This is a genomic window from Raoultibacter phocaeensis, assembly GCF_901411515.1.
Classification (GTDB): Bacteria; Actinomycetota; Coriobacteriia; order Coriobacteriales; family Eggerthellaceae; genus Raoultibacter; species Raoultibacter phocaeensis.
The window spans coordinates 271,895-296,682 of the sequence record NZ_CABDUX010000002.1 but is presented as its reverse complement, the minus strand read 5'-3'; the positions used below and the strand labels follow the sequence as shown (position 1 = coordinate 296,682).

Below are 24,788 nucleotides of genomic sequence, written 5' to 3'. Positions count from 1 at the left end.
TCGATACGGTTACGGTAAGGGATCGAATCACCGAAACAAAGAGGCGAAAAACCCTAATCACCCCCTCGCCGAAGCGAATCATAATACCTCAGGTATTAGGACGGCTGCAAATGGAGGCTATCGCTCCGAATGCCTCGGCGTCGCCGCAAACGCCCATGATGAAACAGACCGAGCGTCCTTCGAAGGCTCCAGGCTCGAAGTAAGCTGCATGCGAAAACGCCTTGAAGGAAGCAAGCTTGTTGGGTCCCTTCCTTTATACGAACCGAGTGAAACCGCTCGAACAAGATGCGCTCGAAGAAATAGGCCGCCATTGCTAATGCTTTTCAAGCACCCGAAGACGAAATAGGACATCGCTCGGCATGCGGGGCAAGCCCCGCCCTTCCTAGAATCGAACTGTCACGCATCGCGACGTACCGAACATCGCTCGATGGTGTCAGACGAAAGGAAGGAGCACTATGGCCGATTACAAGGAGTATATGGATAAGCTTGATAGAAAAGCTTACCATGAAGGCGAGTGGCAGTGGCAAGAGGGGGATTTCACCGTTACCCGCACAACGCACTGGTCGCCCCCCGGCTGCCACATGGGATGCGGTGTCCTCTTGTACACTAAGGACAACAAACTCGAAAAAGTCGAGGGCGACCCGCTCAACGCCGTAGCGAACGGCAAGCTGTGCATGCGCTGCCTCGACATGCCCGAAGCCGTCAACCACCCCGATCGCCTGAAATACCCGATGAGGCGTGCGGGCGAGCGCGGCGAGGGTACATGGGAGCGCATCAGCTGGGACGAGGCGTACGACGAGATCACCGAAAAGGTGCTCAAGATCAAGGAGGAGCACGGTTCGCAGTCGATCGTGGTCGTACACGGCACCGGCCGCAACATCGGCTGGCAAGTGCCCTACTTCGCCTCCGCCTGCATGGAAACGCCGAACGTCTCCACGTTCGGATTCACCGGCTTCGCCTGCTACCTGCCCCGCATGATCGGCACCTCGGCCAAATACGGCGACATGATCATCGTCGATGCATCGCAGGCGCACTACAACCGTTATGCAAGCGAAGATTGGCAGGCGCCGGGCGTGATCCTCGTTTGGGGCAACGAGCCCATCAAATCGAATGCCGATGGATTCTTGGGCCACTGGCTCGTGCAGTGCGTGCAGATGGGCTCCAAAATCATCTCCGTCGACCCGCGTCTGACGTGGTGGGGCGCTCGTGCTGCCTACTGGCTGCCGGTACGTCCCGGCACCGACGCCGTCGTCGCTATGGCCATGCTCAACGTCATTATCGCCGAAGACCTCTACGACCACGATTTCGTCGATTGCTGGACGTACGGTTTCGAACTTCTGGCTGAGCGCGTAGCCGACAAGACGCCCGAATGGGCGAGCCCCATCTGCGAAGTCGATCCCGAAGCGCTGCGTGGTGCGGCGCGGCTCATCGCCACGTCGTCAAGCTGCGCATGCCAATGGGGCCTCGCGTTCGAACAGCAGATTGCCGCGCTCGGCGTGACCGAGGCGGTCGCCGACATCATGGCTATCACCGGCAACATCGACAACCCCGGCGGCAATGCGCTGTACCGCTGCGCGTTCCTCATTGAAAAGCGCTACGGCCTCGGCGACGAGTACATCGACCCGGAGGTGTACGCGAAGAAGCTCATCCCCGCCACCTCGGGTATCAACGAATCGAATATCGTCTCGTGCGCCGACACCGATGCCATCTTAGCCGCCATCGAAACGGGAGAGCCCTACTCGATCGAAATGTTCTGGATCCAGAGTTCGAACGCGCTCGCCTGCGCCTCGATGGACCCCGCCCGCACCCGCGCAGCTCTCATGAAAGTCCCGTTCATCGTGGTGGCAGATCCCTTCATGACGCCGACTGCGCAAGCCCTCGCCGACATCGTTTTACCCGTCGCCATGAGCTGCGAGCGCAATTCGTGCCGCACGTGGTGGACACCTGTACGCACGATGGTGAAGGTGACCGATTACTACGAGGCGAAATCCGACGAGCAGATCTGTCTCGAACTCGGCAAGCGCATCAAGCCCGAGCACTGGCCGTGGAAAGACGACAAAGAATGGTGCACCTGGTACCTGACCGACCAACTCAATCCCAACGGAACCGAATACGACCGAACCTGGGAGGACACGGTTCAGAACCCAAGCGAGAACAGCTGCAACGGCACCGCGTACTGGGATTGGGATGCAACGTATCACAAGTACGAAAAAGGCATGCTGCGCCCCGACGGCCAGCCCGGCTTCAACACCCCCACCGGCCGCATAGAGCTGTGGTCGTTCGGCTACGACCACTGGGGCGTCGATCCGCTTCCTTATCACATCGAACCGCCCGAGAGTCCGCTTTCGACCCCCGAAACGTTCAAAGAGTTCCCCATCATCCTTTCGGGCGGCGGCCGCTCGTTCGAGTTCTTCCATTCCGAGCACCGTCAACTGCCCACCATGCGCGAGTTCCACCCGTGGCCGCTCATCATGGTGAACCCCGCCGATTGCGAGAAGTACGGCGTACAAGACGGCGAATGGATTTGGGTGGAGAACAGCCGCGGCGCCCGCTTCAAGCAGAAAGTCAAGGAAACGATCGAGGTGCAGCCGGGACGCGTGCATGCCGAGCACGGCTGGTGGTTCCCCGAGCAAGAAGGCGCTGAGCCGAACTTCTACGGCACATACGATTCCAACCTCAACAACATGACCGAGGCATTCCGCACCGGACAGGGCGGCATCGGATCGGCCATCAAGAGCATGCTCTGCAAGATCTACCCGTGCCAGGAAGGCGATGTGCTTCCGCATGAGGTGATCGCCGAGAAAGGCGACTTCGCCGAATACGAGCCCGGCAAGCCGTACAAACCGGTCGAAGAGCCCGTCGTGACCGTGATGAACTAAGGAGTACACCATGAAAGGCATTCTCATCAACTACGAATACTGCACCGGTTGCCACTCCTGCGAAGTCGCATGTCGCAACGAACTCGGCCTCTCGAAAGGCGAATACGGCATCAAGCTCACCGAAGTGGGCCCGTACGAGTATTCGACCGATATCAAGGCCGATACGCCCTACGAATGGGTGTACAACCCCACGATCACCAAAGCCTGCAACCTGTGCGCCGAGCGTACAGCCGAAGGAAAGCTCCCTTCGTGCGTCCAGGCATGCCAGGCATGGGTCATGTACTACGACGACATCGAAGAGCTCGCGAAGAAGATGGACGGCAAGACGCGCTGGGCACTCTACAGCCCGCTTCAAGCCTAACACCCGCGCATGCGGTACCTGCTTTCGGACGGTGCCGCATGCGCCTGCCCGCCGGCTGCTCGGGAGCAATCGGCGGGCATCATTCGTTCAGACCGATGCAAAGGGGGAACCATGGAAGTGAACGTGACCATCCGGGGAGAAGAGAAGTTCCAGGCGTTCATCGAGGAGAACGCCACGATTGATTTCGAAGCCGCGAAGCTCGACCTCGAGGCGCAGTTTCTTGCCGACGAGAAGGCGAACAAGTACGTGCTTGCCGCCGAAAAGGCGAAGGACGGGCAAGAGCACGTGAAGAACTACATGGGCGTCTGCATGACCTACGACGCGCAGGGCACGCAGATCGGCGGAGGAAAGGCGTATCTCGACAAAGGCCAAGAGCCCGCCCGCAAGGATATCACCATCGTGTTCATGTGAGCTTGCACGCCACGAGCTCGGTTGCAAGGGTGCCGCCCATGACGTACCGCGGTTGCCCAGAAAAGGGAGCCGCACGAGAAAGCCCCGACGAAAGAGAGCCGAAACCCTTTGCGGTTTCGGCTCTCTTGGTTTGAGCAGCGGGCCGGAGCTGTCTCCGAGCATCGCGTTTCCCCGTTTCTAAGCTCGCATAGAGCGTAATGCACGCTGCCGAGCACGGTCGTTCGCTCCGAATCGCTATGCGAAATCCCGCTTCGAGCACTCGTCGATGATTTGGCTCACGGCATCGTAGACCCCCGGATAACCGCTGTCGTTCAGGCCGGCCGTAAGGCACGGGATGAAGCCCTTCGTGCGGTTTATTTCGGACAGGGCTCGCTCCACCTCCTCGCGTACCTCCCCTTCGGTCCAATCGGGTTTGTCGATGATCTGCGACTCGATGCCGCCCATGAAAGCGATCCTATCGCCGTAGGTATCCACGAGCTTCGGAATGTCGTTGGTCGAGCGCAGCGTTCCCTGCCAGATATCGATGCCCATATCGATCATGTAAGGCACGAGCGTCTCGCCGAAGCTGTCGGAATGGTGCACGATCAGCTCAACGCCGTGGTCCTTGTAGTAGCCGTATACCTGCTTGTAGGGTTCGAGCAAAAACTCCTCGAACATTTCGGGCGCCATGAACGTGGATATCTGAGTGCCCCAGTCGTCGTGATGGAACAGTGCGTCGGGCTTCACGTACTTGATGTGCGCCTCGGCCAAGCGCAGTTCCCAATCTACGATCTCGTCAATGAGAGCGTGCATCTCTTCAGGCTCCTCGTAGAAATTGACGAGCGCTTCGGTGATTTCACACAGATGGTGCACACGCTCGAAGATGCCGGGGATGATAGCGCTGCATACGAACTGCTCGGTGCGGTCGATGGCCTCAGCGCGCGCCGCAACGGGCTCCCAGAACGAAGGATCGTCGACAGCCCCCGGTACGTTCACCTGGTTGCGCCATTCAGTGATGTCGGTGATGACACGGTGCTCCGCATCGTGCATCGGGAACAACCCTGGCTGCCCTTCGATCTGCATCTGGTAACAGCCCCAAGCATCGATGATGTAGTGTTCGGTATCCCGGTGCGAATAATCGCTCAAGGGACTCGCCATGACGAGCCCCAGCGCCTCGTACTGGTTAACGTACCGGTCGGGATTGCCTCCGTGAATGCATTCAAGCAGGTTCTGGCGTTTCGTAAGCATGCGATCGTTTTCCTTTCGTGGCGGGTCGGCAGAAGTCGGGCTGAGCTTTTCACCCGCTACCGCGACGTCAGTGCAGCCGCTGCGCCCTGTCGTTCGCATCGACGCGTACAGAGCAACCGGCACATCGATTGTATAGGCGCATCAAAACCGAGTCATAGGGCGTGATGTCCTATTTTGCCGTCCGCGCTCGCGTAAGGCGCCTCGTCCCGTGCGTCGGGCCCACGATGCGATATCATTGCCGTAATAGATCATGCGAGAAGGAACATGCGATGCATCTGACCATTCACGATCAAGACAAAACGACGCGCACGATAGGGGCTGCTTCGGGTCAGACTTTGCTCGATGCCCTGAGAAGCGCGGGCGAGACGATGTTGGCTCCGTGCGGGGGCGCCGGCACCTGCGGGCGCTGCCGCATCCTCGTTCGCGACGCCGAGGGCATCGATTACCGCCTCGCCTGCCAAACTCCTGCAACCGACGGCGTCGAGATCATCATGGAAGACATCGGGGCGATGAGGGTGGAAGGCGCACCGGCCTCACCCGCGCGAACAGAGAACGCCGAAGCGAGGTCGGAGGATGCCGAGGCACAGGCTCACGGAGGCGAATCCCCTCGGAAAGCTCCTTCGCCGCTCGGCCTAGCTATCGACATCGGTACGACCACGATGGTGTTCTACCTCGTCGATCTGGATACGCGCAAGGTGATGGGCGCAACGGGCAAGGTTAACCCCCAGGCTGCCTTCGGAGCCGACGTTATCGCCCGCATCAACGCCGCCTCGACTCCCGAGGGCATGCGCATGCTCTGCGGCCTCTTGCGCACGTGCATCGATCAAGGCCGCGCGGACCTCTGCCGTACGTTCGGAGCAGATTCCTCCCGTATCGTGCGAACGGCACTTGCGGGCAACACGGTCATGGAGCACTTCGCCGCAGGACTCGATCCCTCCTCGATCGGCGTGACGCCTTTCACGCCGCGCTCCCTGTTCGGCGCAGAGCTTTCTCTCTATTCGGAAAACGAAGGCGCATCGGAAAACGCGTACTTTGCTCCTGCGGTCGCAGGCTACGTAGGCGGCGACATCACGGCCGGCTTGCACGTTTCGGGGATGGCACAACGCGAAGAAGTGCAGCTCTTCATCGATATCGGCACCAACGGTGAGATGGCTTTGGGAAATCGCACACGCATGCTGTGCTGCGCCACGGCAGCCGGCCCCGCATTCGAAGGCGCTTCCATCACTTTCGGCATGCCCGCCATGCCGGGAGCCATCGCACAAGCGTCCCTCACCGAAAAGGGCTTCGACATCGAAACGATCGATGGCAAGAAGCCCCTCGGGCTATGCGGATCGGGCCTGCTTGATGCTGTGGCCTGCCTGGTGGAAGCGGGTATCGTCGATGAGACCGGCTACCTTTCGAGTAAAGACGAAGTCGAAGCAACGTTTGCGCACCTCATCGGAGAAGAGCACGGCCAAACCGTTTGCTACCTCGACGCCGAACGCCGCGTCTATCTGACCCAGAAAGACATTCGCTGCGTGCAGCTTGCAAAGGCCGCATTTCGTGCCGGCATCGAGACGATGATGGAAACGTATGGCGTGGGCTGCGGCGATATCGACACCGTCTTTCTTGCGGGAGGTTTCGGCATGCATATGCGCCCCGCAAGCGCCGAGCGGATCGGGCTCATTCCGCCCGCATTGGGCAACCGGATCACCGCTTTGGGCAACGCTGCGGGCAAAGGTGCCGTTGAAGCGTTGTTCGACGAGGGAAAGCAGGGCATCGAGCAGGTAGCAACGAGATGCGAATACCTCGAACTGTCGTGCAGCCCCCTGTTCAACGAGCGCTACATCGAAGCTATGGAGTTCGGCGACTGAAAGTCTCGATGCGTTGCGCCCCCGCATGCAAGTACGGGGGCGCTTCGGTCGCATGACGGCACCTACAGCGAGCTTCCCAGCTCGTAGGCGTCCCATAGGGCGTTCATGATGTTCGCCACCGTGCGCGCGTCTCCTATCTTGTGCACGGCGGGCTTGCCGTAGCGGCACGCCTCGTACAGCGCGTCGTTCTCGGTATACCCGACGCATTCCACCACGCCCGTTGCGGTGACGGTCCTGCTTCCTTCGGGGGTTTCCACCGTAAGCTCGCCTGCCTCGAACGCCGTCGCGCGCGCTTGGACGACGATGTCGACCCCCTGCTGCACGAGCAGCAAGCGCAGCATTTCGAAATTGCTCGGACACAAAGGCCCGTTGAGCGCAAGGATATCCTCAAGCGCCTCGACGATCGTCACCCGTCGGCCCTGCTTGGCAAGCCACAGAGCGAGCTCGCATCCCACGAGGCCGCCCCCGATCACCGCGACATCGCTTCCAGGGTCCGCCTTCTCAAGCAGCACTTCCTCGGCGCCGAACACCGCTACACCGTCTCCGAGGGGAAACGCCTTGGGAAGCGCCCCCGTCGCGACGACGATATGATCGCACGTCTCCTTCGCAAGCGTTTCCGCCGTCATCGGCGTGCTCAGCCGCACGTCTGTGCCCAGACGCTTCAGCTGCTCGACATACCAGGCGACAAGCGCCCGATCGTCCTCCTTGAAGTCGGGGACGCCGCCGCACACGAGGTTTCCGCCCAGATGGTCGCGTGCTTCGTACAGCACCACATCATGGCCGCGCGCCGTGCATACGCGCGCGACCTCCATTCCAGCGGGACCGCCGCCCACTACCACGATGCGCTTCTTCTCGAACGCAGGTACGAGCTGCGCATACCGTTCGCGCGCGCATGCGGGGTTGACCGCGCACGAGATGTTCTTGTAGCGGATCATGCGCCCAAGGCAGCCTTCGTGGCATGAAAGGCACGGGCGGATACCCGCCACGTCGTCGGCGCGCAGCTTGTTCACGTACTGGGGATCGGCCAGAAGCGGGCGCGCCAATCCCACGATGTCGCAGGTGCCGTCCTCCACGGCTGCGAGCGCCCTGTCGGGATCGTCCATGCGGCCCGCGCATATGACCGGAACGTCCACAGCCTCCTTCACTATCTTCGCGTAGGTGCGGTAAAGCCCCTTTTCCTGGTACATCGGCGGATGGTTCCACCACCAGGCGTCGTAGCAACCCACATCGACATCGAGCGCATCGTAGCCGTAGCTCGCCAAGAGCCGTGCAGCCTCAACGCCTTCGGCGACGTCGCGCCCCTTCTCCTCGAACGCTTCGCCCGGCAAGGCGCCTTCGCGCCAATCTTTGATGAAGCTTTTCGGAGAATAGCGCAGCGTAACGGGAAAACCGCTCCCGCATTCTCGCTTGATCTCCTCGCATACTTCACGTGCGAAACGCAGACGGTTTTCAAGCGTTCCGCCGTACTCGTCGGTTCGCTGGTTGAAGAACGAGATGGCGAACTGGTCGAGCAGGTAGCCCTCGTGCACGGCGTGTATCTGCACGCCGTCGAACCCGGCATCTTTGGCGATGCGCGCCGCCTGACCGCATTGCCGCACGATGTCGCGTATCTCGTCTACCGCGAGGGGGCGGCAGGCAACATCGAACCAGCGGTTCTGGATCGGCGAGGCAGAAACGGGAAGCTCCCCCGGCGCCATTTCGGCGAAAACGCGTCCGAACCCTGCGGAAAGTTGCAGGAAGATGCTCGATCCGTATGCATGGATGCGCTCGGTCATCTCGCGCGCCGTTCGGATGAAATGAGGCGGATTGATGGTCGCTGAGGGCGTCGAAGGATACTCGTGCACTTCGACGTTGTTGGCAGCATGCGTCACACCCGTGATGATGAGTCCCGTGCCGCCCTTCGCGCGCTCCACGTAGTAATCGACGCCGCGCTGCGTGAAGCCTCCCTCTGCATCGCCTAAGCCCATGGGACCCATGGCGCACATGGCGAAACGGTTCGGCAGTTCAACTTCGGCGATGGACACCGGCTCGAACAAAGTTCGATAGCGCATGGCAACCTCCTTGATCGGCTCGCAGGCACGCCTGAGGTGACGAGCCTCCGAGCAAAACGAAGGCCCGCTTACAGCGGGCCCCTTGCTTACACGATGGGATGCTTTTCTGCCCACTCGCGACCGTAGCGGTCGAGCTCGGCATTCAGCACAGCTCCGTTGCGCGCACGCAGAAGCGGTGCCGGTGCACCGGGGAAGAACCTGCCAGCCGGGCAGTACGTATCGATGCAGCGGTGCACTTCGCGTACGATCGCCTCGTCGGGCGTGGTCTCGTCGTCGATGGCAGGCCCGTCGATACCGCCGATCATGGCGAGGTTTCCGCCGGTGCGCTCCTGGATGGACACGATGTCGTTTTGCGGGATGACGCCCTGCCAGATGTCGATTCCGATCTCAACCATGTCCTCGACGATGGGTTCGCAGATGCAGTCGGCATGGTGCACGTAGAGCATGTCGCACTCATGGATGGTCTGAGCGATGTCGGCTTGAAGCGGCTTGATCATCTCACGCCACACGGCAGGCGGCAGAAAGAGGTTCTGCTTGCTTCCCCAGTCGTCCTGGAAGAAGATGACGTCGGGATGCAAATGGAAAGCCGCTTCTTTGATGACGGCCTTCTTGTATTCGGCGATCGCCTCAAGCATCTCCATCATCGCCTCAGGCTCTTCGAGGTAGGCGCAGAACGCATCCTCCATACCCATGAGAAAATGGGAACGTTCAAACAGGCCTTGGGCGCAGAAGTATTCGACGAAATGCTGGCTGCGATCGACCGCTGCAGCCTGTTCTTTCGCGCTGCTCCAGTCAAGGTCTTTGTACGAGGGGATGACGAGCTGGCTTTTCCATTCCGTGATGTCTTTGACCACGGCGTTCTCGGGCGTCACATGCGGATGCTTACCCGGCGAGCCGATAGCGCGAACGCACACCGTCCCCCATGAATCCTTGTGCTCAAGGCCATCTTCGGGCACCGAATCGCTCATCCAAATCGGATCGAACATAATCTTGACGGCACTTTGGAAATCGCCGTACTGCGTCGGCTGTTTTCCCTCGAAAATGGCCATCATATTTTCTTTTGGAGTCATCTCCATCGAATTCGTTCCTTTCACTATGTGTGCACGCAGTGCGTGAGCGCGCTCGGCGCGGTCTGTACGATGACGCATCGCTCAACGTGCGTAAAACTCGTCCACCGCGCCGAAGAAGGCCTCGATGTTCTCCCATGGGGCCATGGGCGGCACGTCGCAGCCGGTCGAGGGTACGAAATTGGGGTATCCCGAACACGACTCCATGAGCTCGAGCGTGGCCCGGCGCACGGATTCGGGCGTTCCGTTCTTGATCTGGCCCGCCGGGTCGACGTTGCCCATGGCGATGCGGTCGGCCGGGACGAGTGGCATGATGTCGGCCATTGGGATGGCGTTTCCGAAGTGGTACGCCGCCGCACCGGTAGCGAAAACCTGCTCGTGAGCCCTCACGACCGACGCCCCGCAGTTGTGGTAGACCACAGAAAACGCCCCATCCTGGACCGCATCGACCACGCGGCGCACGTACGGCGTGGAGAATTCACCCACGAGCTCGGGCGAAAGCAGGCCAGCCATGGGCTCCGCGATGACCACGCCGTCGGCCCCGGCGTCCTTGAACGCCTGGGCGTAGGCGGCCGTGAACGCCGCGGTCTTCTCGAGCACGGCGTGCACGAGCTCGGGCTCTTCGTAGCACAGGGGCATTATCTCGTTCACGTCCATGAGCCTGCCCGCAAGCGAGAAGGGGCCGATGACGCCCGACAGAACGGGGCGATCGGCGATGAGCGGGGCCACGCGGCGGATGGCTTCGACGTAGAGCCCCGTGCGGCCCGCGCCCACCTCGGGCACGGAAAGTTCGCCCGGATCGGAATCCTCGTCCACGATGGAGCCGACCACCGTGGGCACCTCCTCGTCGGACACGCGGATCTCGCTTCCGAACGCTTCGGCTTCGACCGACAGGTCCATGAACGACACGCTGGCCGCAGCGTCGAGGCGCTCGGCCACGACCCTCATCGCCTCGGCCTGCAAAGCCGCGTCGCCGATAAGCTCGCGCACCGAAACGCCCATGAGCTGGACGGCCGGAAACGAGATGATCGGCAGGGGCTTCTTCTTTTCCGACGCGATGAGGTCGGCGGCCCACTTCTGCATATCCATAGTCAAACACCCTCCTTGCTGTAACTGCCTCGAAATCAAAGGCGGCGATTGGTTTCGACGCCGGGATGCGCCTTTAGCCCTGCACGAGCTCGACGGCTTTCACAGCCGCCGCCCCCGCATCGACGGTGTAGGCGTCGGCCCCCACCTCGTCGGCGAAGGCCTGGGTGACGGGGGCTCCCCCGACCATGATCTTCACCCTGTCGCGCAGCCCTGCTTCCTCGATGGCCTCGATGGTCGTCGCGATCTCGGGCATGGTGGTGGTGAGGAGCGCCGAGCAGCACACGATGTCGATGTCGTCGTGTTCCTGCAAAAAGCTCACGAACTGCTCGGGGGCCACGTCCACGCCGAGGTCGGTGATCTCGAAGCCCTTGGATTCGATCATCATGCGCACGAGGTTCTTCCCGATGTCGTGCATGTCGCCCTTCACGGTGCCGATGACCGCCTTGCCCACGGGCTTTGCGCCCTCGGCCGCCAGAAACGGCTTCAGGATCTCGGTTCCGGCGGCCATCGCGCGGGCCGCCACGAGCATCTCGGGTACGAACACCTCGCCGGCGGAGAACTTGTCGCCGATGATGGACATGGCGGGCACGAGCCCCTCGTTCAGGATCGCGATCGGGTCGCATCCCTCGTCGAGGGCCTGCTGCACGAGCGGCGCGACTTCCTTCTTCTTGCCGCGCTGAACCGCGCTCGAGATATCGTCGTAGATTGACATGGGTTCTCCTTACAGCTCGAAATTGCTTTTTTTGCTTGGCGCGCCGGACACAGCCTCGCACATGCGTCGCACGCGACCCGCATTGCGCCATCATGCGCCCCCGTGCATGCGGGCGTATGCGGGCAAGCATGCCTCGCACCGCCAAACGATACGGCACCGCCAAACGCTACGAGCAGTTTAGAAAGCCAGGCAAGAGGAAGCATGAGGCGTAAAGGCTGATCTTCGCAAATCGGGTGCAGTGCCGAACCCGGCCCTAAGACTTCGATGCTAATATGCTTGTAAACCCAATGAAACCGTCGGCAGGAGCCTGTATGGAAGCCATCGCAAGCGGCAGCTCTCCCCTGGAAAACCGCGGATCCGAACCGTCGATCAAGCTGATCGGGATCGCACGGGATGCGGGGTTCGATACGGTTGGATCGCTAGACGCATCGCACCTTGTCGTCAGACCCGAAGTGCGTGCCATGTGCGCAGTCGACCGATGCCATGCGTACGGTAAAAATTGGGTGTGTCCGCCCGCTTGCGGAAGCCTCGATACGTACGCAGCGCTCATCGCCGACCGTGGAACCGCAATCGTCGTGCAGACGGTCGCTCGCCTCGAAGACGAGTTCGACATCGAGGGAATGCAGGAAGCCGAAGTGCTTCACAAACAGCGGTTTGCGCATTTCGCCCAAGCGGTGCGCACCACCTTGAGCGCGGCATCGGGGAAAGGCGACTCTCCGGGCGAAGCGGCAAAAGCCGCAGGCGAACCGCTGTTTCTCGCCGCAGGAACCTGCACCCTGTGCCCCACATGTACCTACCCCGACGCCCCCTGCCGATTCCCCACCAGTGCCTTCGTTTCGCTCGAAGCAGCAGGCCTCGTTGTCTCCGAAGTATGCGAATCGGCAGGCATACCTTACTACCATGGAAAGGGCACCCTCGCTTACACGAGCTGTGTGCTCGTCTGAAGCGTCTCGCCCGCATCGCCGTAAGTGCACGCTTTTATCGATAAAACTATAGCCGGACTTTTCTGGCCCAGATGCGCTGCACCCTCGCAAAATCACGGGGCCGACGGTAAATCGCCGGCCCCGTACTCATGGTTCAGTTTTAGGCAGTCGCGCACGCAGCCGCCATCCGCCTAGAAGCGAGCGCCTACTTCTGCGGCTCGGCAACCGTCACGTCGGCGTGATCGAGCAGCCACTTGTTGGCCTTCATGCGCTCGGCGATTTCGCGTAGCGCAAAACCGCGGCCGGACTTCTCCATCTGATCGCGGGCCATCTTCGGATTTTGAGCGTTCATGAGCCTGCATGCATCGTCGATGTCCTCATCGGATACGACCAGACCCTCATGGCGGAACAGCGCATCGAGAGCGTAGCCCTGCACGAGCGTCTCGCGGATCTGCATCATGAGCATCATGTTGAACTGCTGTTCGCCGCCGTTCTGCTCGACGAACTGCTCGAAAGTCATACCCTGCTGCTGCAGCTCGCCGCGGATGTTGCCGAGCATCGTCTGCTGCATGGCCTCGTACACCTCGTCGGCAATACGGCCCTGGAAGCGCTTCGCAAGCTCGGAAGCGGCCACCTGGCGCTTGTAGTTCTCGTACTCTGCCGCGCGTCCCTTCTCGATGCGCTCTTTAATGCTGCCGCGCAACGCCTCGGCATCGCGGTACAGCGGCATGTTCTTCTTCACCCATTCGTCGGTGATGGTGGGAATGACGCGCTTTTGGATCTCCTTTACCGTAACAGTGCAATCGATGGTCTCGTCAACCTGATTGCCCTGATCGTCAAAGCCGGGACCCGTGAACGAAAAGGATTTCGTCTCCCCCACGTCCATTCCGATCACATTCTCGTCGAAACCGTCGGGCATGAGGCCGGCGCCTGCAGTGTAGGTGCGGCCGTCGGTCGTAAGGCCCTGCATGGTCTCTCCATCCTTAGTCGCCTCGATGGCGAGCATGCAGTGATCGCCCGACTGAACCGGATGCGGGTCGTCGGTCACGAACTCGGCGAACTGGTCGGCCATGCGGGCGATTTCGTTTTCCACCTCTGCAGGATCGATCTCGAACGGAGCAACCGTGATCGAAACCGGGTCATAGGAGCTCAGTTCGTAATCGGGGCGAGGCGCCACAGTCGTGGTGAACGTAAAGCTCTGGCCGCGCTTCAAGGGGCTCTTCGCCGTTGCCTTCGGAGGATACGACGGAATGATGTTCTTCTTATCGATGGCGAACGGCACGAGCATCTCGGTTGCCTGCGGCTCGACGATCGAAGCAAGGTCCTTGATGCCGAGCTGGTCTTCGGCGATTTGCTCGATGGATTTGCCCTGTACCGGCCTCAGGTTCATCTGCTGGGCGAACCCGTATTCGGCAGCGTTAAGCGCCTGGTCGACCTCTTCCGGCGTCGCGACGGCCTCGAGCTGAATCCTGCCGTCGTCAAGTTTCTTATCGGTTACCTTCATCTCTAGCTCCTTGTTTCGATACGTCTCGCACGGTTGCACCAGAAAGCATTGTGACACGCATTCAGGCACAATCCCCTCTTGCTCCTTGTGGATTGTATCGCAGAACGCAGGTATCTGCGAGTTCATTTCGATAAATAGGCAGCCCCGACGCGCATCAGCACGATCACTCGCCGCTCGTTTCCGCGTCGGCTGCAAGCTTTCCGTATAGGGCACCCTCTTCTTCGAGCCACGCTTCACGCCCCACTGACCATGCACGGGGGACGAGCTCCATACTTGCAAGATTTTCGAGAATCACCGGAAACCACGGAGAAGGAACCGAAACGAGAACCGTTCCCGACTTGTACGTCTCGCGTGCGGTCGTACCGTGCCCTGTGCCCATAACGATATAATTGACCTTGCCTGTCAACTGGGGATACGAGTACAGCCACGAACACTGAAACACCGGCGTTGCCTTAGATTCGTACATCTCGCCCGTAGAATACGCCATCGCCCGCAGAACAATCTCGCAGGTTTCCATCGGCCCGCTGAACACCATTAGATCGGGTTCGAAATCGAGCGCGGAAAGCTGAGCGAAGGCAACATAGTTCACCGCCCCCTTGTCGAATGTCGTATAGTGCTGCATGCAACGCATGTTGGCTCCAGCATCTTTGAAGATGCCCATGCGTTCTCCGATCAAGCCGGCACAGGCCCAGCTCGGATCTTCTGGCATCATCCCCATGGCCCCTTTGCCCATACAGTTCTCGTTGCCCTCGTCCATGTAGAAAGCGCTGTCTCTTAGCTGGGCTTCTTTCACCATCTCGCACATCGCGAGCGAGCGATCGAGACGTTCGATAGAATTAGGCTTGAAGTACTCGAATTTAACTCCGACAGGGGGATCTTCGAAACCGAGCTTTTCAAAAACGGAGAAATCGTGCTCGAGCGGTTTGATAGTCATGCATCCTCCTTACTGGTTTCAAAAAAGAGGCCGGGCGCATAGAGCCCCGGCCCCATCTCATATCACGTACGCTGCCCTCGAACGGGGGGCGTTTCGACGAGCTTCGTCCCGCTCGGAGCAAACGCCACGGCCCCGCACGCCGCACACGTACCCGTCGAGGGATCGACTTCGCCACCGCATGTAAAGCACGGCACTTTTGCAGGAGGCGAGTAGTACGGGCTCGTTTCTTCGTACTTTCCGCATCGGCCGCACTGCGTGCAGGGATAGCACACGATGACCACCTATTTCAAATCGACGAGTTCGATCCAATATACGAGCGTCTTTCCGGCAAACGGATGGTTGAAATCGAGCCGAATGTTGTCTTCGGTCTCATCTACCACCCAAACCGGCATCTTACGGCCGTCGTCTGGGTTCGTCCAGAATATGACGTCCCCGACTTTGAGGCGGTACCCGTCGTCAACCATGGATTTCGGCCGCCAGCTGGCAAGCTTTTCCTGATAGCGGCCGTACCCCAACTCGCAAGGTATCTCAACTTCCCGTTGCTCGCCGACCTGCATGTCGGAAACGGCCTCTTCGATGCCTCGCGGTACCCTCATGTCGCCGAGCACTATCTCAAGCGGTGCGCCCGTCGAATGATCATCGGCGGGTTCTTCGCCCTTCACGCCACCTCGGTATCGAATCGAGGCTACTCTGCCTATTCTGTTCGTATCGCCCATACCTACCTCGTCTCGCTCGAGTCTCGTGCTAGTCGCCAAGCTCGGCCGTTTCGTCGATTTCGCCCACCTTGGTATCGTGCCGATGAACGGCGTAGGATGCCTTGCCGGTACCCTGAACCTCGATGTGGGCCGCCTGATGTTTGCTCTTCCCCGTCGGAACGAACTTTCCGCGGGAGACGATGGGGTTGAATTCGGGAACCATGAGAAATTGTTTCGGCTTCTCTTCGAGTTTCTTGGCAAGCTCTTCGACCGGTCCGTACGTTATGATGTTTGCCAGACAATGGTGTACGCACATCGGCTCGCGCCCTACGGCCGCGCGCTCGGCGCACAGGTCGCATAAATCGGTCAGCACTGGGAAATAATTCCAGTTCCAATGCTCGTCATCAATCTTCCACGGACCGTCGGACAAAACCTTAATGCCGGTTTTGCCCACAGGGTAAGCGTGTTCCTCTTTGCACGAAACCTGGCAAGAACCGCAGTTCGTGCAGAATTCGTAATCAATCAATAGTCCGTACGTCGTCATGGCTACACCAGCTTTCCGAATTTGTCCCAAATCAGATCCATGTCGGTGTCGTAATTCTCGGAAATGGGCTCCACGCTGCAGACCAAGCACTTGTTGGGAGCACCGAAACCGAGTTTTCCGTAATGGTCGTTGGGAAGAAGGTTGTTGATGTTGGAGCGGAAGTTGCCGTACAAGTTCGGTTCATTGCCGTCCTCTTCGGGGAACCACCAAGCATGCTGTGCATGGATGGTCTTCTCGTCAACGGTTTCGGTGATGCGCGCCTTTTCGACGCACTCGCCGAATGGACTCTTCATACGCACCCACTGCCCATCGGTTATGCCGAGTTCTTTTGCAACCGCGGGATTGATCTCAACGATCGGATCGGGGTTGAGCTCACGCAGATACGCGATCTGGCGGTGCTCCGAATGGAAGAATGCCGTCGTACGAGCACCCGTCGTCAGGATAAAGGGGTACTCCTTCATAAGCTCGGGATTCGACGGCCCGAATTCGGGTTCGAGGAAGTAAGGGAGCGGGTCGTCGCCGAATTGGTTGAACGCTGTCGACCAGAGCTCGACGCGCCCTGTCGGTGTAGCGAAGCCGGGCTGACCATCTTGACGCATCTCGCCGCGCTCGTACTTATAATAGTCTACGGGAATCTGGCATACCACGTTCTGGGACACCTCGTCGAAGTACTTTCCCTGTTCACGACGGCCCAGTCGAAGAGCCTCCATGAATTCCTTCGCCGATGCGAATTCCTCCCATACTTCGGGGCGCAAGCGACGACCGAGCTCGTAGCACAGTTCGAAATCGGTCATGGTCTCGCCCACCTCGATGGCTTTGTGCATAAAGCCTGCCGTCACCGTGCACGGGGCGTAGTGGGTAAACACGGTTCCCTCGCGTTCGGCAACCGTCGAAAGCGGTAGGAAGATATCGCACGAAGCTTCGATAGACGGGTTCATGAACGTATCGAATCCGATGCAGAATTCGAGTGATTTCACGATAGCGTCATGCCAGCGCTTCGGCTCCATCGATGTGCAGCTCATGAGGTTGTTGCCCGCATAGAAGCCCATCTTGATGGGATACGGGTCTCCCGTTTCAAGCGCATGCAACATAAGATCGGCGTGGGCGTTCAGGATGATCATGCAGTACGCCGGGTACTGCTCGAGACCGATCATTTTCTTTTGGAGTTCCTCGCCGACGCCTTTCTCGAAGCCGAAGCCCGATTCGTTGTGGCCAGCACCGGTACCGGGAAGAATCTGGCCCCCGGGAACGTCGAGATTGCCCGTTATGGCCATGAGGTCGACCGTTACCTGGCCGTTTTGCATGCCGTCGGTTTTCTGGTCGGCTGCAAGGCCCCATTGGATGGCCGCAGGCTTTGCTTGGGCGTACATGCGCGCAGCAGCGTAGATCTTCTCAACCGGCACGTCGCAGATCTCGGCTGCCTTCTCAGGCGGCATCTCCTGCACGCGCTCGGCGAGCTGCTCGAATCCGTAACACCAGTATTCGACGAAATCATGGTCGTACAGATCCTCGTTGATGATGATGTTCAACCACGCCATGCCCATGGCCGTGTCGGTCCCGGCACGCAGCTGCAAGTGGATGTCCGCTCGGGTCGCAAGCCAGTTGACGCGGGGGTCGATGACGATGAGGCGGGTGCCGCGGCGCATCGCGTCGATGACCGCGTGGCCGAAAAATCCGTCTGGGTTCGACTCGAGCGGTGCCTTGCCCCACACGACAAGACACTCGGTGAGCTCGTAGCGCTCGTCGTCCCATCGTCCGGGAAGGGCTCCTGCGTAATCCCATTCGGGATACGTCGTGCCCGCAATATAGGCGATGGCAGCCAGGCGCGGCGTGTAGCATGCATAGCCCGATTGCGTATAGCAGAAGTTCGGGGTTCCGAAGCACATGGTTCCGTACGGGGCGAACGTGCCGCCCTCGCGCCCGGTGCCTGCGAACACGACGATGCTCTCGCGACCGTATGCTGCCGTGATGCGATCGTACTCCTTCTTGATGATGGCAAACGCCTCATCCCAGCTTATCTGCTCCCACGCATCCGCGTTACCACGATCCTTCGGATCGCGCTTCATGGGATGAAGCAAGCGCGCGGGGTTGTAGATGTAGTCTTTCAACGCGATGCACCGCGGGCACAGGCGGCCTTGGGTAACCGGATTGTTCTCGTCGCCCTCCACTTTCACCAATTTGCCCTCATCGTTCACGTAAAGTTTAAGGCCGCAGCCTACCGGATGGCATCCGGGAGGCGACCAGGGACTTGTCCGTGTCACGGTCAAGCCGTCCTCCTCGTAGCGCCAGGGCTTTCCGATGTCGTTCACATCCGAAAGCGTGTCGAGCTTGACTACTTCCGCTTTTTTGTAAAACGTGTCTTCGCTCATGGTCACATCCTTCCTCGTTCTCGTCCTTATCTATCATGTAAAGCCTTATTGCCGAGGCTACTCGGTCGTCGTCTTCTCGTCGTAGAACTCTTCGACTGCGAAAAAGAATGCCTCGATGTTCTCCCACGGCGCCATCGGGGGGATATCGCATCCCGTCGAAATGATGAAATTGGGATACTGCGCACAGCGTTCGAGAATCTCGAAGGTCTTCGCACGAACGCTTTCGGGAGTTCCGTTTCTGATTTCTCCCGCAGGATCGACGTTTCCCATCACGAGACGATCGGCAGGAACAAGCGGTGCGACCTCGGCCATATCGATAGCATTGCCGAAGTGGAATCCCCAAGCGCCCGTTTCGATGATCGAATCGATCGATTTGACCACCCCGCCTCCGCAGTTGTGGTAGATCACCGCAAAAGCATCATCCTGCACCGCATCAACGATGCGGCGAACATAGGTCGACGAGAACTCCTCCGCCAAACTCGGTGATAGAAGCCCCGCCAAAGGCTCCGCCATGACGACACCGTGAGCTCCCACGTCTTTGTATGCGCGTGCGTACTCGACGAGGAAATCGGTGCACTTCCTGAGCACACCGTGCACCAACTCTGGCTCGTCATAGCACAGCATCATCACCTCGGTTACATCCATAAGCCTTCCAGCAAGGGAGAACGGGCCGATGATGCCCGCGAAGACGGGGCGGTCGACAATCTGGGGGATCACGCTTTCTATCGCACCGAGATACAACCCCGTGCGTCCGGCACCGACCGAGGGAATCGCAAGGTCTTCGATAACAGAATCTTCGCCGACAATGGAACCGACGACCGTGGGGACCTCCTCGTCGGATACCACGATACGACTTCCAAACGCCTCCGCCTCCACCGACAGGTCCATGAACGACACCGAAGCAGCGCTGTTGACGCGCTCTGCGATCAAGCGCATGGCACGGGCTTGGTAATCAGACGAGCCGATAAGATCCCGCACAGTGATATCCATTAGCTGAACTGCGGGAAACGACAAGACGGGCAGCGCCTTCTTCCTTTCAGCCGCGATGGTGGCGGCAATCCATTGCCTCATATTCATCAGATTTTCTCCTTCGTCACGGGCACAGATCAGGATTGGCTTACGAGCTCGGCTGCGCGTACCGCAGCGGCACCCGCATCCGCTGTGTACGCATCGGCCCCTACCTCGTCGGCAAACGCCTGGGTTACCGGCGCTCCTCCGATCATGATCTTGACGCTGTCGCGCAAGCCCGCATCCTCGATAGCCTGGATGGTGGCCGAAATCGCCGGCATGGTAGTCGTGAGCAACGCCGAACAGCACACGATATCGACGTCTTCGTGCTCCTGTAAGAAGCTCACGAACGTTTCGGGCGCCACATCGACTCCGAGATCAGTAACCTCGAAGCCCTTGCTCTCGATCATCATGCGCACGAGGTTCTTGCCTATATCGTGCATATCGCCTTTGACGGTGCCAATGACGGCTTTACCCAACGGCTCCGCGCTTTCCCCCGCAAGATGGGGTTTGAGAATCTCGGTTCCCGCACTCATCGCGCGTGCGGCGACGAGCATTTCGGGAACGAACACCTCGCCTGCGGAGAATTTCTCGCCGATTATCGCCATTGCGTCAATGAGCCCTTCGTTGAGAATCACCGCGGGATCGACACCTTCGTCGATCGCTTGCTGGACGAGGGGTTTGACCTCTTTCTTCTTGCCGCGCTGCACCGCACTCGAAATATCTTCCACAACAGTCATGAGCTGCCCTTTCTCGGAGATTTCAATCTCCGAAGTCAACACTTTGATCGGACGGGTTCGCGTGTGCCACATAAACCCTTCTCACTGGTTCATTTCAGTTCCGGGTACCGTTCCCATCTTCACCGGCTCGCCTGCCCGCTTTTCCGCTTCCACCTTGAACGCCTCGACGTCGTCAGCATACCCATCGCCGTAGAACGTCCTGCCGTACACGAAGCAGTCGTCGAGCGCCTTCATGACGTTGGGGGTAAGCGACACGGCGAAAGGTATGAAATAGGCTCCCGCATTCCCGAACACATCGATTTTCTGCTTTACTTCGGCCATAATCTGCTCATCAGTGGCTTCGGGATTGTCGATCACGTTTTGCGCGTCCAGAGCTCCCATGAAGATCACTCGGTCTTTGTATTCGTCTATCCACCGCTCAAGGTCGTTGACCGGTTGAGCGGGATCGAGCACATCGATGCCCATGTCGATCACCTTGCCGACGATTCTGTCGATCTTGCCGCAACTGTGCTGATCGAACAGAACGCCGACCTCATGAGCCGCCTCGACAACACGCTGAACGTGCGGGCGAATGAGGCTCTCCCAAAGTTCAGGCTGAAACATCAGATCGTTTTGCGTGCCCCAATCGTCCTGGAAATGAACCATATCGATGTCGTAATATCGCTTCAAACGTTTGATCTGTTCGATCTTGAAGTCGCACAAACGGCTGAAGAAGGCTTCGCAGTCATCGGGATTGGTCACGAGCGCACACAGAGCCTCTTCGAACCCCATGAGATCGTGCAGGCGCTCGAAAGGGCCCGAAAGCATCATCGCGCAGAGAATCTTCGTGGGATCCTTTTCGGGAACATCTTTCTTCGCGCATGCCTCCCAATCGATCGCATCGAGGTCGGGCCACACGATGACCTCTTCCCAATCCTCGATGTCCTCGAGAACAGGATCGCTTCCCGGCGTCACCATAGGCATCATGGGCATAGCGGGGTCTTCCGTCCAATGCACACCGAACCAGTCGTATCCCGTCGAGCACATCTCGGCACGATCTCCCAAAGCACTCGGGATGATCATCTGCAGCAGGCTCGGCTGATGAGGTATGAAATCGGGCTGCTTGCGCCCGATCATACGCATAAAGTTTTCGCGCTCGGTTATTTTTTCCATATCGCCTTCTCCCTCGTCGCACATCGCTTGCCGTTTTTTTGGCGGCGATGGCGCAAAACCTCTGCGAACGTTCGGCAACATCCCGAAGAAGGTGCCTTCTTCGGGATGCTTTGCCAGCCTACTTCGTGAAGAGCGCCCAGCGCGTCTCCCCGTCCATCTTGGCGGCGAGCTCTGAGACCTCGCCGTAGTACATGCACCACGCCTGGCAGTGCTGCACGCAGGCGGGCATCTTGCCCTTCTCGGTGCGTGACTCGCACAGGTCGCAGGCCTTCGTGATCACGGGAAGCCACGTCCACTCCCACCTGCCGGGGCCCTCGGGGGCGCCTCGGTACTCGTAGGGCCCGGTCTCGGAGAGCTTGATGCCGAACTCGCCCGCCGGCAGGCCCAGGTGCTTCTTGCAGGCCACCTCGCAGGAGTGGCAGCCCGTGCAGTACTCGTAGTTGATGAGAATCGCCTTGGTCATTGTTCGTCTCCTCCTTTAGGCCTGGATCTCGATCGCTTCGCCGGTTTTGAGATCGGTACGCTGACCGGTAGCGGGATCGATGAGCTCGTTTTTCATAACGTCGTATTCCATGCCTTCGTCCAAGGCAGTGTGGAACCGATCGATTTCGCCTTGGCGAGGAGATTCGACTTTTTCGTACCATGGGAAATTGCCCGTTTCGGCAATCTGCTGATACGGCATCGTATCGCCCTCTTTGACGGGGTATATCCTGCATATCATGGCCTTGATCGGCGAACCCACGCCGCCTTGCCCCGTCACAAACGCTTTGGTGCAGTTGTTCGGATTCGATTCGAACGTACCGAACAGATACGGCGCGGCCGCCTCGGTCTCGGGGAACCACCATCCGTGCTCGGCATGGACGGTCTTCTCGTTTACGACAGGGGAAACCTTGGCGATCTGTTTGAAACGGCCGTGATCGTTCTCGATCCACACCCACTGACCGTTTTCGATGCCGTAGCGCTCGGCTGTCTTCGGGTTGACGAGCACGCAGGGCTGCGGGTGAAGCTCGCGCATGGTGGGCAGCTGACGGTGCTCCGAATGGAAGAATTCGAACGAACGGCCGCCGCACGTGAGGATGAGCGGATACTCGCCCATAAGCTCAGGAGTCGAAATCGGCCCCTCGGGCGGCTCGGTATGAAACGGCGTCGTGGAGAGGCCCCAGTATTGGTAGAGCATAGGCGCAAGTTCGAGCCTGCCGGACGGCGTGCCGTAGCCCACCGAACCGTCGGGCCGGAACATCCCTTTTTCCGCCTTGTTGTACGTAGCGTTGAATTCGTCGTAGGCATGACCGACCATGCTCGGATCGCGCACGAGCTCGTCCCATGATGCGGTAAATAGCGTCTTTCCCGAGTTCTTAGCTCCGCCTTGGTCGGTTGCCTCGGTGGTCGCTGAGAACGAGCCGGTTCCATCGTGCAGATACCAGTTCAACCAATCGATATCGGTCTCCCATTGCCCGAACACCTCGGGGTTCAAGCGTTTTCCGAGTTCGAGGATGATCTGCTCGTCGGATTTCGCCTCGTAGAAATCGGCAACCTTCACCATCGCGCGGCAGGGTGACCACCACGTACGAGCCGAATTGCGCTCCGCACTCATCGCCACTGGCAAGATGATGTCGGCCAGCGCCACCGAGGTCGGAGTAATGTAGGGATCCGCGTTGACGATGAACGGTATGTTCTGCATGGCCTTCATCACGCGCGGCGAATCCTGGCTCGGGCATGAAAGCGTGTTGGACGATTGTATCCACATCATCTTGATGGGATACGGGAAACCGTCTTCGATGGCTTGGAGCAATCCGTCGGAGCTCGCGTGAGCCACAAAATCGCCACCCTCGATCGAAAGGGCGAAGTTGTTGTTCAACTTTTTGGCCCGCCACTCGGCTGGAGTCAGATTTTCGCCCGACGCGTAGCCCGCGTTGATCTCGAATGCGTTGTGCACGAGGATGTTGCCACCCGGAACGTCGACGTTGCCGCAAAGCGCCATGAGGTCGCATCCGGCAAGACAGAGCGCCATAGCGGAAAGCTGCTGGTCGAACGCAAGGCCCCACTGGATGGCGCCCGGTTTCGCATTCGCGTACAAACGCGCAGATGCACGGATCATCTCGGCATCGAGATCGCAGATCTCAGCCGCCCACTCGGGAGTCGTATCCTTCACCGATTCCGCCAGCTCCTCGAATCCCGCGCACCACGCGGCAACGTACTCCTCATCGAAGAGGCCTTCCTCGATGATAACGTTCAGCCACGCACAACCGAGCGCCGCATCGGTTCCGGGACGGATCTGCAGCCAATACTCAGCACGAGCACCCCACCAGGTCAGGCGCGGATCGATCGATATGATCTTCGTGCCCATCTGCACGCACTGGACGAGCCAATGGCCCACGTAGCCATCAGCATTCGAGGCGAGCGGCTCGTTGCCCCACACGACGAGCACCTCGGGCGGCACCCATTCGGCATTGTTGTAACGATCCGCATGTGTCTCGGATGCATCCACGATCGGAAAATCGCCGAAAGGAGCGATCGACCCGCAAATACGGGGCATGTAGCACGAAAAACCCGTGAAACCGAAGGTCGAGATGTTCGGGGTCTTCAATCCGGCTTGACCGAAGAACGGCACCTGCCAGTTGATGTTGCGGCCTGTACCGTGGACGCAGATGATCGCATTGCCGCCATCGGTCTCCCAGATGCTTTTGACCTTGGCTTCAATCTCGTCGTACGCCTCGTCCCACGAAATACGCTTCCATTTGTTCTCGCCACGCGCGCCAGCCCTTCGCATGGGATATTTCAAACGATCCGGATGGTTCACCGATTCGTCGAGCGTCAGACATTTAATGCAGAGCTTGCCGTTCGTGCACGGATCGAGCGGATCGCCTTCGACGCGCTCGACCTTCCCGTCTTTCGTGTACAGAAGGATGCCGCACGACGTATGGCATCCAGGTGGCGAATAGTGGTAGGTACGGGTGACGGTGTAGCCGTCCTCCTCCCACTGCCATTCCCCTTCGTGGTACGCCTCGCGGTCGACTCCGTCGAGAAACTCTTGATAATCAGCCATGGCCTCTCCTGTTCTTTTCGTCCTTTGGTTCTTGCACACAGAAACACGCCGGATGGTAGCGGTGCGCTCCGTTTTGCGCATTGCACCGATAAGCTGTAATTGCGAAATCGAGGGCTACAATGCGCGAAGCGCTTGGCAGTCCGAGAGCATGAGGCTTCGGCATACCGTCGTTATACCGCAAGGCTTACTTCCCTTTTCGTGGCTTGAGCAGCGTACATGCGCA

At 59.4% G+C, this 24,788-nt stretch carries 20 protein-coding genes; 5 read left to right on the top strand and 15 right to left on the bottom strand.

Annotation, left to right across the window (positions count from 1 at the left end):
* Positions 1-455 precede the first annotated feature (455 nt).
* The 3 genes from FJE54_RS09105 (at position 456) to FJE54_RS09095 (ending at position 3,651) form a co-directional block, all read left to right on the top strand.
* Positions 456-2,879 carry a molybdopterin-dependent oxidoreductase gene (locus tag FJE54_RS09105; RefSeq protein ID WP_139652480.1) on the top strand — a complete coding sequence of 808 codons (2,424 nt, stop codon included), beginning with the start codon at positions 456-458 and terminating at the stop codon, positions 2,877-2,879.
* Positions 2,880-2,889: 10 nt separating this feature from the next.
* The gene (locus FJE54_RS09100; protein ID WP_139652479.1) at positions 2,890-3,240 is read left to right on the top strand and encodes a 4Fe-4S dicluster domain-containing protein; all 351 of its coding nucleotides are present in this window, start codon (positions 2,890-2,892) and stop codon (positions 3,238-3,240) included.
* 111 nt (positions 3,241-3,351) lie between these two features.
* Positions 3,352-3,651 carry a hypothetical protein gene (locus FJE54_RS09095; RefSeq protein ID WP_139652478.1) on the top strand — a complete coding sequence of 100 codons (300 nt, stop codon included), beginning with the start codon at positions 3,352-3,354 and terminating at the stop codon, positions 3,649-3,651.
* Positions 3,652-3,885: 234 nt separating this feature from the next.
* Here the strand turns inward: FJE54_RS09095 and FJE54_RS09090 are convergent, their stop codons facing one another.
* Positions 3,886-4,878, bottom strand: a complete 993-nt coding sequence (locus FJE54_RS09090; protein ID WP_139652477.1) for a uroporphyrinogen decarboxylase family protein — start codon at positions 4,876-4,878, stop codon at positions 3,886-3,888.
* A 269-nt stretch (positions 4,879-5,147) separates the two neighbouring features.
* Here FJE54_RS09090 and FJE54_RS09085 point away from each other — a divergent pair, with 269 nt between their 5' ends.
* Positions 5,148-6,731 (top strand): ASKHA domain-containing protein, encoded by a 1,584-nt coding sequence (locus tag FJE54_RS09085; protein WP_180326678.1) that lies wholly within the window; start codon positions 5,148-5,150, stop codon positions 6,729-6,731.
* A gap of 62 nt (positions 6,732-6,793) precedes the next feature.
* Here the strand turns inward: FJE54_RS09085 and FJE54_RS09080 are convergent, their stop codons facing one another.
* From FJE54_RS09080 to FJE54_RS09065, 4 genes are all read right to left on the bottom strand, one after another.
* Positions 6,794-8,782 (bottom strand): oxidoreductase, encoded by a 1,989-nt coding sequence (locus FJE54_RS09080; RefSeq protein ID WP_139652475.1) that lies wholly within the window; start codon positions 8,780-8,782, stop codon positions 6,794-6,796.
* Positions 8,783-8,868: 86 nt separating this feature from the next.
* The gene (locus FJE54_RS09075; protein WP_255467329.1) at positions 8,869-9,858 is read right to left on the bottom strand and encodes a uroporphyrinogen decarboxylase/cobalamine-independent methonine synthase family protein; all 990 of its coding nucleotides are present in this window, start codon (positions 9,856-9,858) and stop codon (positions 8,869-8,871) included.
* Between the two features lie 75 nt (positions 9,859-9,933).
* Positions 9,934-10,938 (bottom strand): uroporphyrinogen decarboxylase family protein, encoded by a 1,005-nt coding sequence (locus FJE54_RS09070; RefSeq protein ID WP_139652474.1) that lies wholly within the window; start codon positions 10,936-10,938, stop codon positions 9,934-9,936.
* 73 nt (positions 10,939-11,011) lie between these two features.
* Positions 11,012-11,650 (bottom strand): corrinoid protein, encoded by a 639-nt coding sequence (locus tag FJE54_RS09065; protein ID WP_139652473.1) that lies wholly within the window; start codon positions 11,648-11,650, stop codon positions 11,012-11,014.
* A gap of 311 nt (positions 11,651-11,961) precedes the next feature.
* On the opposite strand from FJE54_RS09065, the gene FJE54_RS09060 reads away from it, so the two are divergent.
* Entirely contained in the window at positions 11,962-12,594 is a 633-nt protein-coding gene (locus tag FJE54_RS09060; protein ID WP_139652472.1) for a DUF2284 domain-containing protein, read from the top strand.
* 184 nt (positions 12,595-12,778) lie between these two features.
* Here the strand turns inward: FJE54_RS09060 and tig are convergent, their stop codons facing one another.
* From tig to FJE54_RS09010, 10 genes are all read right to left on the bottom strand, one after another.
* Positions 12,779-14,077, bottom strand: coding sequence for a trigger factor (gene tig / locus FJE54_RS09055; RefSeq protein WP_139652471.1), 1,299 nt, complete (start codon positions 14,075-14,077; stop codon positions 12,779-12,781).
* Positions 14,078-14,240: 163 nt separating this feature from the next.
* On the bottom strand, positions 14,241-15,011 hold the full coding sequence (locus FJE54_RS09050; protein WP_139652470.1) for a DUF169 domain-containing protein: 771 nt from the start codon (positions 15,009-15,011) through the stop codon (positions 14,241-14,243).
* A gap of 281 nt (positions 15,012-15,292) precedes the next feature.
* The gene (locus FJE54_RS09045; RefSeq protein ID WP_139652469.1) at positions 15,293-15,727 is read right to left on the bottom strand and encodes an FKBP-type peptidyl-prolyl cis-trans isomerase; all 435 of its coding nucleotides are present in this window, start codon (positions 15,725-15,727) and stop codon (positions 15,293-15,295) included.
* A gap of 28 nt (positions 15,728-15,755) precedes the next feature.
* Positions 15,756-16,250, bottom strand: a complete 495-nt coding sequence (locus FJE54_RS09040; protein WP_139652468.1) for an oxidoreductase — start codon at positions 16,248-16,250, stop codon at positions 15,756-15,758.
* A 2-nt stretch (positions 16,251-16,252) separates the two neighbouring features.
* A complete protein-coding gene (locus FJE54_RS09035; RefSeq protein ID WP_139652467.1) occupies positions 16,253-18,619 on the bottom strand; it encodes a molybdopterin-containing oxidoreductase family protein in 2,367 nt (788 codons plus the stop codon).
* A 57-nt stretch (positions 18,620-18,676) separates the two neighbouring features.
* Positions 18,677-19,696: a uroporphyrinogen decarboxylase family protein gene (locus tag FJE54_RS09030; protein WP_180326677.1), complete on the bottom strand. Its 1,020-nt coding sequence runs from the start codon at positions 19,694-19,696 to the stop codon at positions 18,677-18,679.
* A 29-nt stretch (positions 19,697-19,725) separates the two neighbouring features.
* On the bottom strand, positions 19,726-20,367 hold the full coding sequence (locus tag FJE54_RS09025) for a corrinoid protein (protein ID WP_139652466.1): 642 nt from the start codon (positions 20,365-20,367) through the stop codon (positions 19,726-19,728).
* 81 nt (positions 20,368-20,448) lie between these two features.
* Positions 20,449-21,519: a uroporphyrinogen decarboxylase family protein gene (locus FJE54_RS09020; protein WP_180326676.1), complete on the bottom strand. Its 1,071-nt coding sequence runs from the start codon at positions 21,517-21,519 to the stop codon at positions 20,449-20,451.
* 118 nt (positions 21,520-21,637) lie between these two features.
* Positions 21,638-21,982 (bottom strand): 4Fe-4S dicluster domain-containing protein, encoded by a 345-nt coding sequence (locus FJE54_RS09015; RefSeq protein WP_139652461.1) that lies wholly within the window; start codon positions 21,980-21,982, stop codon positions 21,638-21,640.
* A gap of 15 nt (positions 21,983-21,997) precedes the next feature.
* Positions 21,998-24,565, bottom strand: a complete 2,568-nt coding sequence (locus FJE54_RS09010) for a molybdopterin-dependent oxidoreductase (protein WP_139652464.1) — start codon at positions 24,563-24,565, stop codon at positions 21,998-22,000.
* Positions 24,566-24,788 lie beyond the last annotated feature (223 nt).

What these genes read in the sequence shown, in the direction of transcription:
- FJE54_RS09105 (WP_139652480.1), top strand. Translation starts at nt 456, where the DNA reads ATGGCCGATTACAAGGAGTATATGGATAAGCTTGATAGAAAAGCTTAC.
- FJE54_RS09100 (WP_139652479.1), top strand. Translation starts at nt 2,890, where the DNA reads ATGAAAGGCATTCTCATCAACTACGAATACTGCACCGGTTGCCACTCC.
- FJE54_RS09095 (WP_139652478.1), top strand. Translation starts at nt 3,352, where the DNA reads ATGGAAGTGAACGTGACCATCCGGGGAGAAGAGAAGTTCCAGGCGTTC.
- FJE54_RS09090 (WP_139652477.1), bottom strand. Translation starts at nt 4,878, where the DNA reads ATGCTTACGAAACGCCAGAACCTGCTTGAATGCATTCACGGAGGCAAT.
- FJE54_RS09085 (WP_180326678.1), top strand. Translation starts at nt 5,148, where the DNA reads ATGCATCTGACCATTCACGATCAAGACAAAACGACGCGCACGATAGGG.
- FJE54_RS09080 (WP_139652475.1), bottom strand. Translation starts at nt 8,782, where the DNA reads ATGCGCTATCGAACTTTGTTCGAGCCGGTGTCCATCGCCGAAGTTGAA.
- FJE54_RS09075 (WP_255467329.1), bottom strand. Translation starts at nt 9,858, where the DNA reads ATGGAGATGACTCCAAAAGAAAATATGATGGCCATTTTCGAGGGAAAA.
- FJE54_RS09070 (WP_139652474.1), bottom strand. Translation starts at nt 10,938, where the DNA reads ATGGATATGCAGAAGTGGGCCGCCGACCTCATCGCGTCGGAAAAGAAG.
- FJE54_RS09065 (WP_139652473.1), bottom strand. Translation starts at nt 11,650, where the DNA reads ATGTCAATCTACGACGATATCTCGAGCGCGGTTCAGCGCGGCAAGAAG.
- FJE54_RS09060 (WP_139652472.1), top strand. Translation starts at nt 11,962, where the DNA reads ATGGAAGCCATCGCAAGCGGCAGCTCTCCCCTGGAAAACCGCGGATCC.
- tig (WP_139652471.1), bottom strand. Translation starts at nt 14,077, where the DNA reads ATGAAGGTAACCGATAAGAAACTTGACGACGGCAGGATTCAGCTCGAG.
- FJE54_RS09050 (WP_139652470.1), bottom strand. Translation starts at nt 15,011, where the DNA reads ATGACTATCAAACCGCTCGAGCACGATTTCTCCGTTTTTGAAAAGCTC.
- FJE54_RS09045 (WP_139652469.1), bottom strand. Translation starts at nt 15,727, where the DNA reads ATGGGCGATACGAACAGAATAGGCAGAGTAGCCTCGATTCGATACCGA.
- FJE54_RS09040 (WP_139652468.1), bottom strand. Translation starts at nt 16,250, where the DNA reads ATGACGACGTACGGACTATTGATTGATTACGAATTCTGCACGAACTGC.
- FJE54_RS09035 (WP_139652467.1), bottom strand. Translation starts at nt 18,619, where the DNA reads ATGAGCGAAGACACGTTTTACAAAAAAGCGGAAGTAGTCAAGCTCGAC.
- FJE54_RS09030 (WP_180326677.1), bottom strand. Translation starts at nt 19,696, where the DNA reads ATGAATATGAGGCAATGGATTGCCGCCACCATCGCGGCTGAAAGGAAG.
- FJE54_RS09025 (WP_139652466.1), bottom strand. Translation starts at nt 20,367, where the DNA reads ATGACTGTTGTGGAAGATATTTCGAGTGCGGTGCAGCGCGGCAAGAAG.
- FJE54_RS09020 (WP_180326676.1), bottom strand. Translation starts at nt 21,519, where the DNA reads ATGGAAAAAATAACCGAGCGCGAAAACTTTATGCGTATGATCGGGCGC.
- FJE54_RS09015 (WP_139652461.1), bottom strand. Translation starts at nt 21,982, where the DNA reads ATGACCAAGGCGATTCTCATCAACTACGAGTACTGCACGGGCTGCCAC.
- FJE54_RS09010 (WP_139652464.1), bottom strand. Translation starts at nt 24,565, where the DNA reads ATGGCTGATTATCAAGAGTTTCTCGACGGAGTCGACCGCGAGGCGTAC.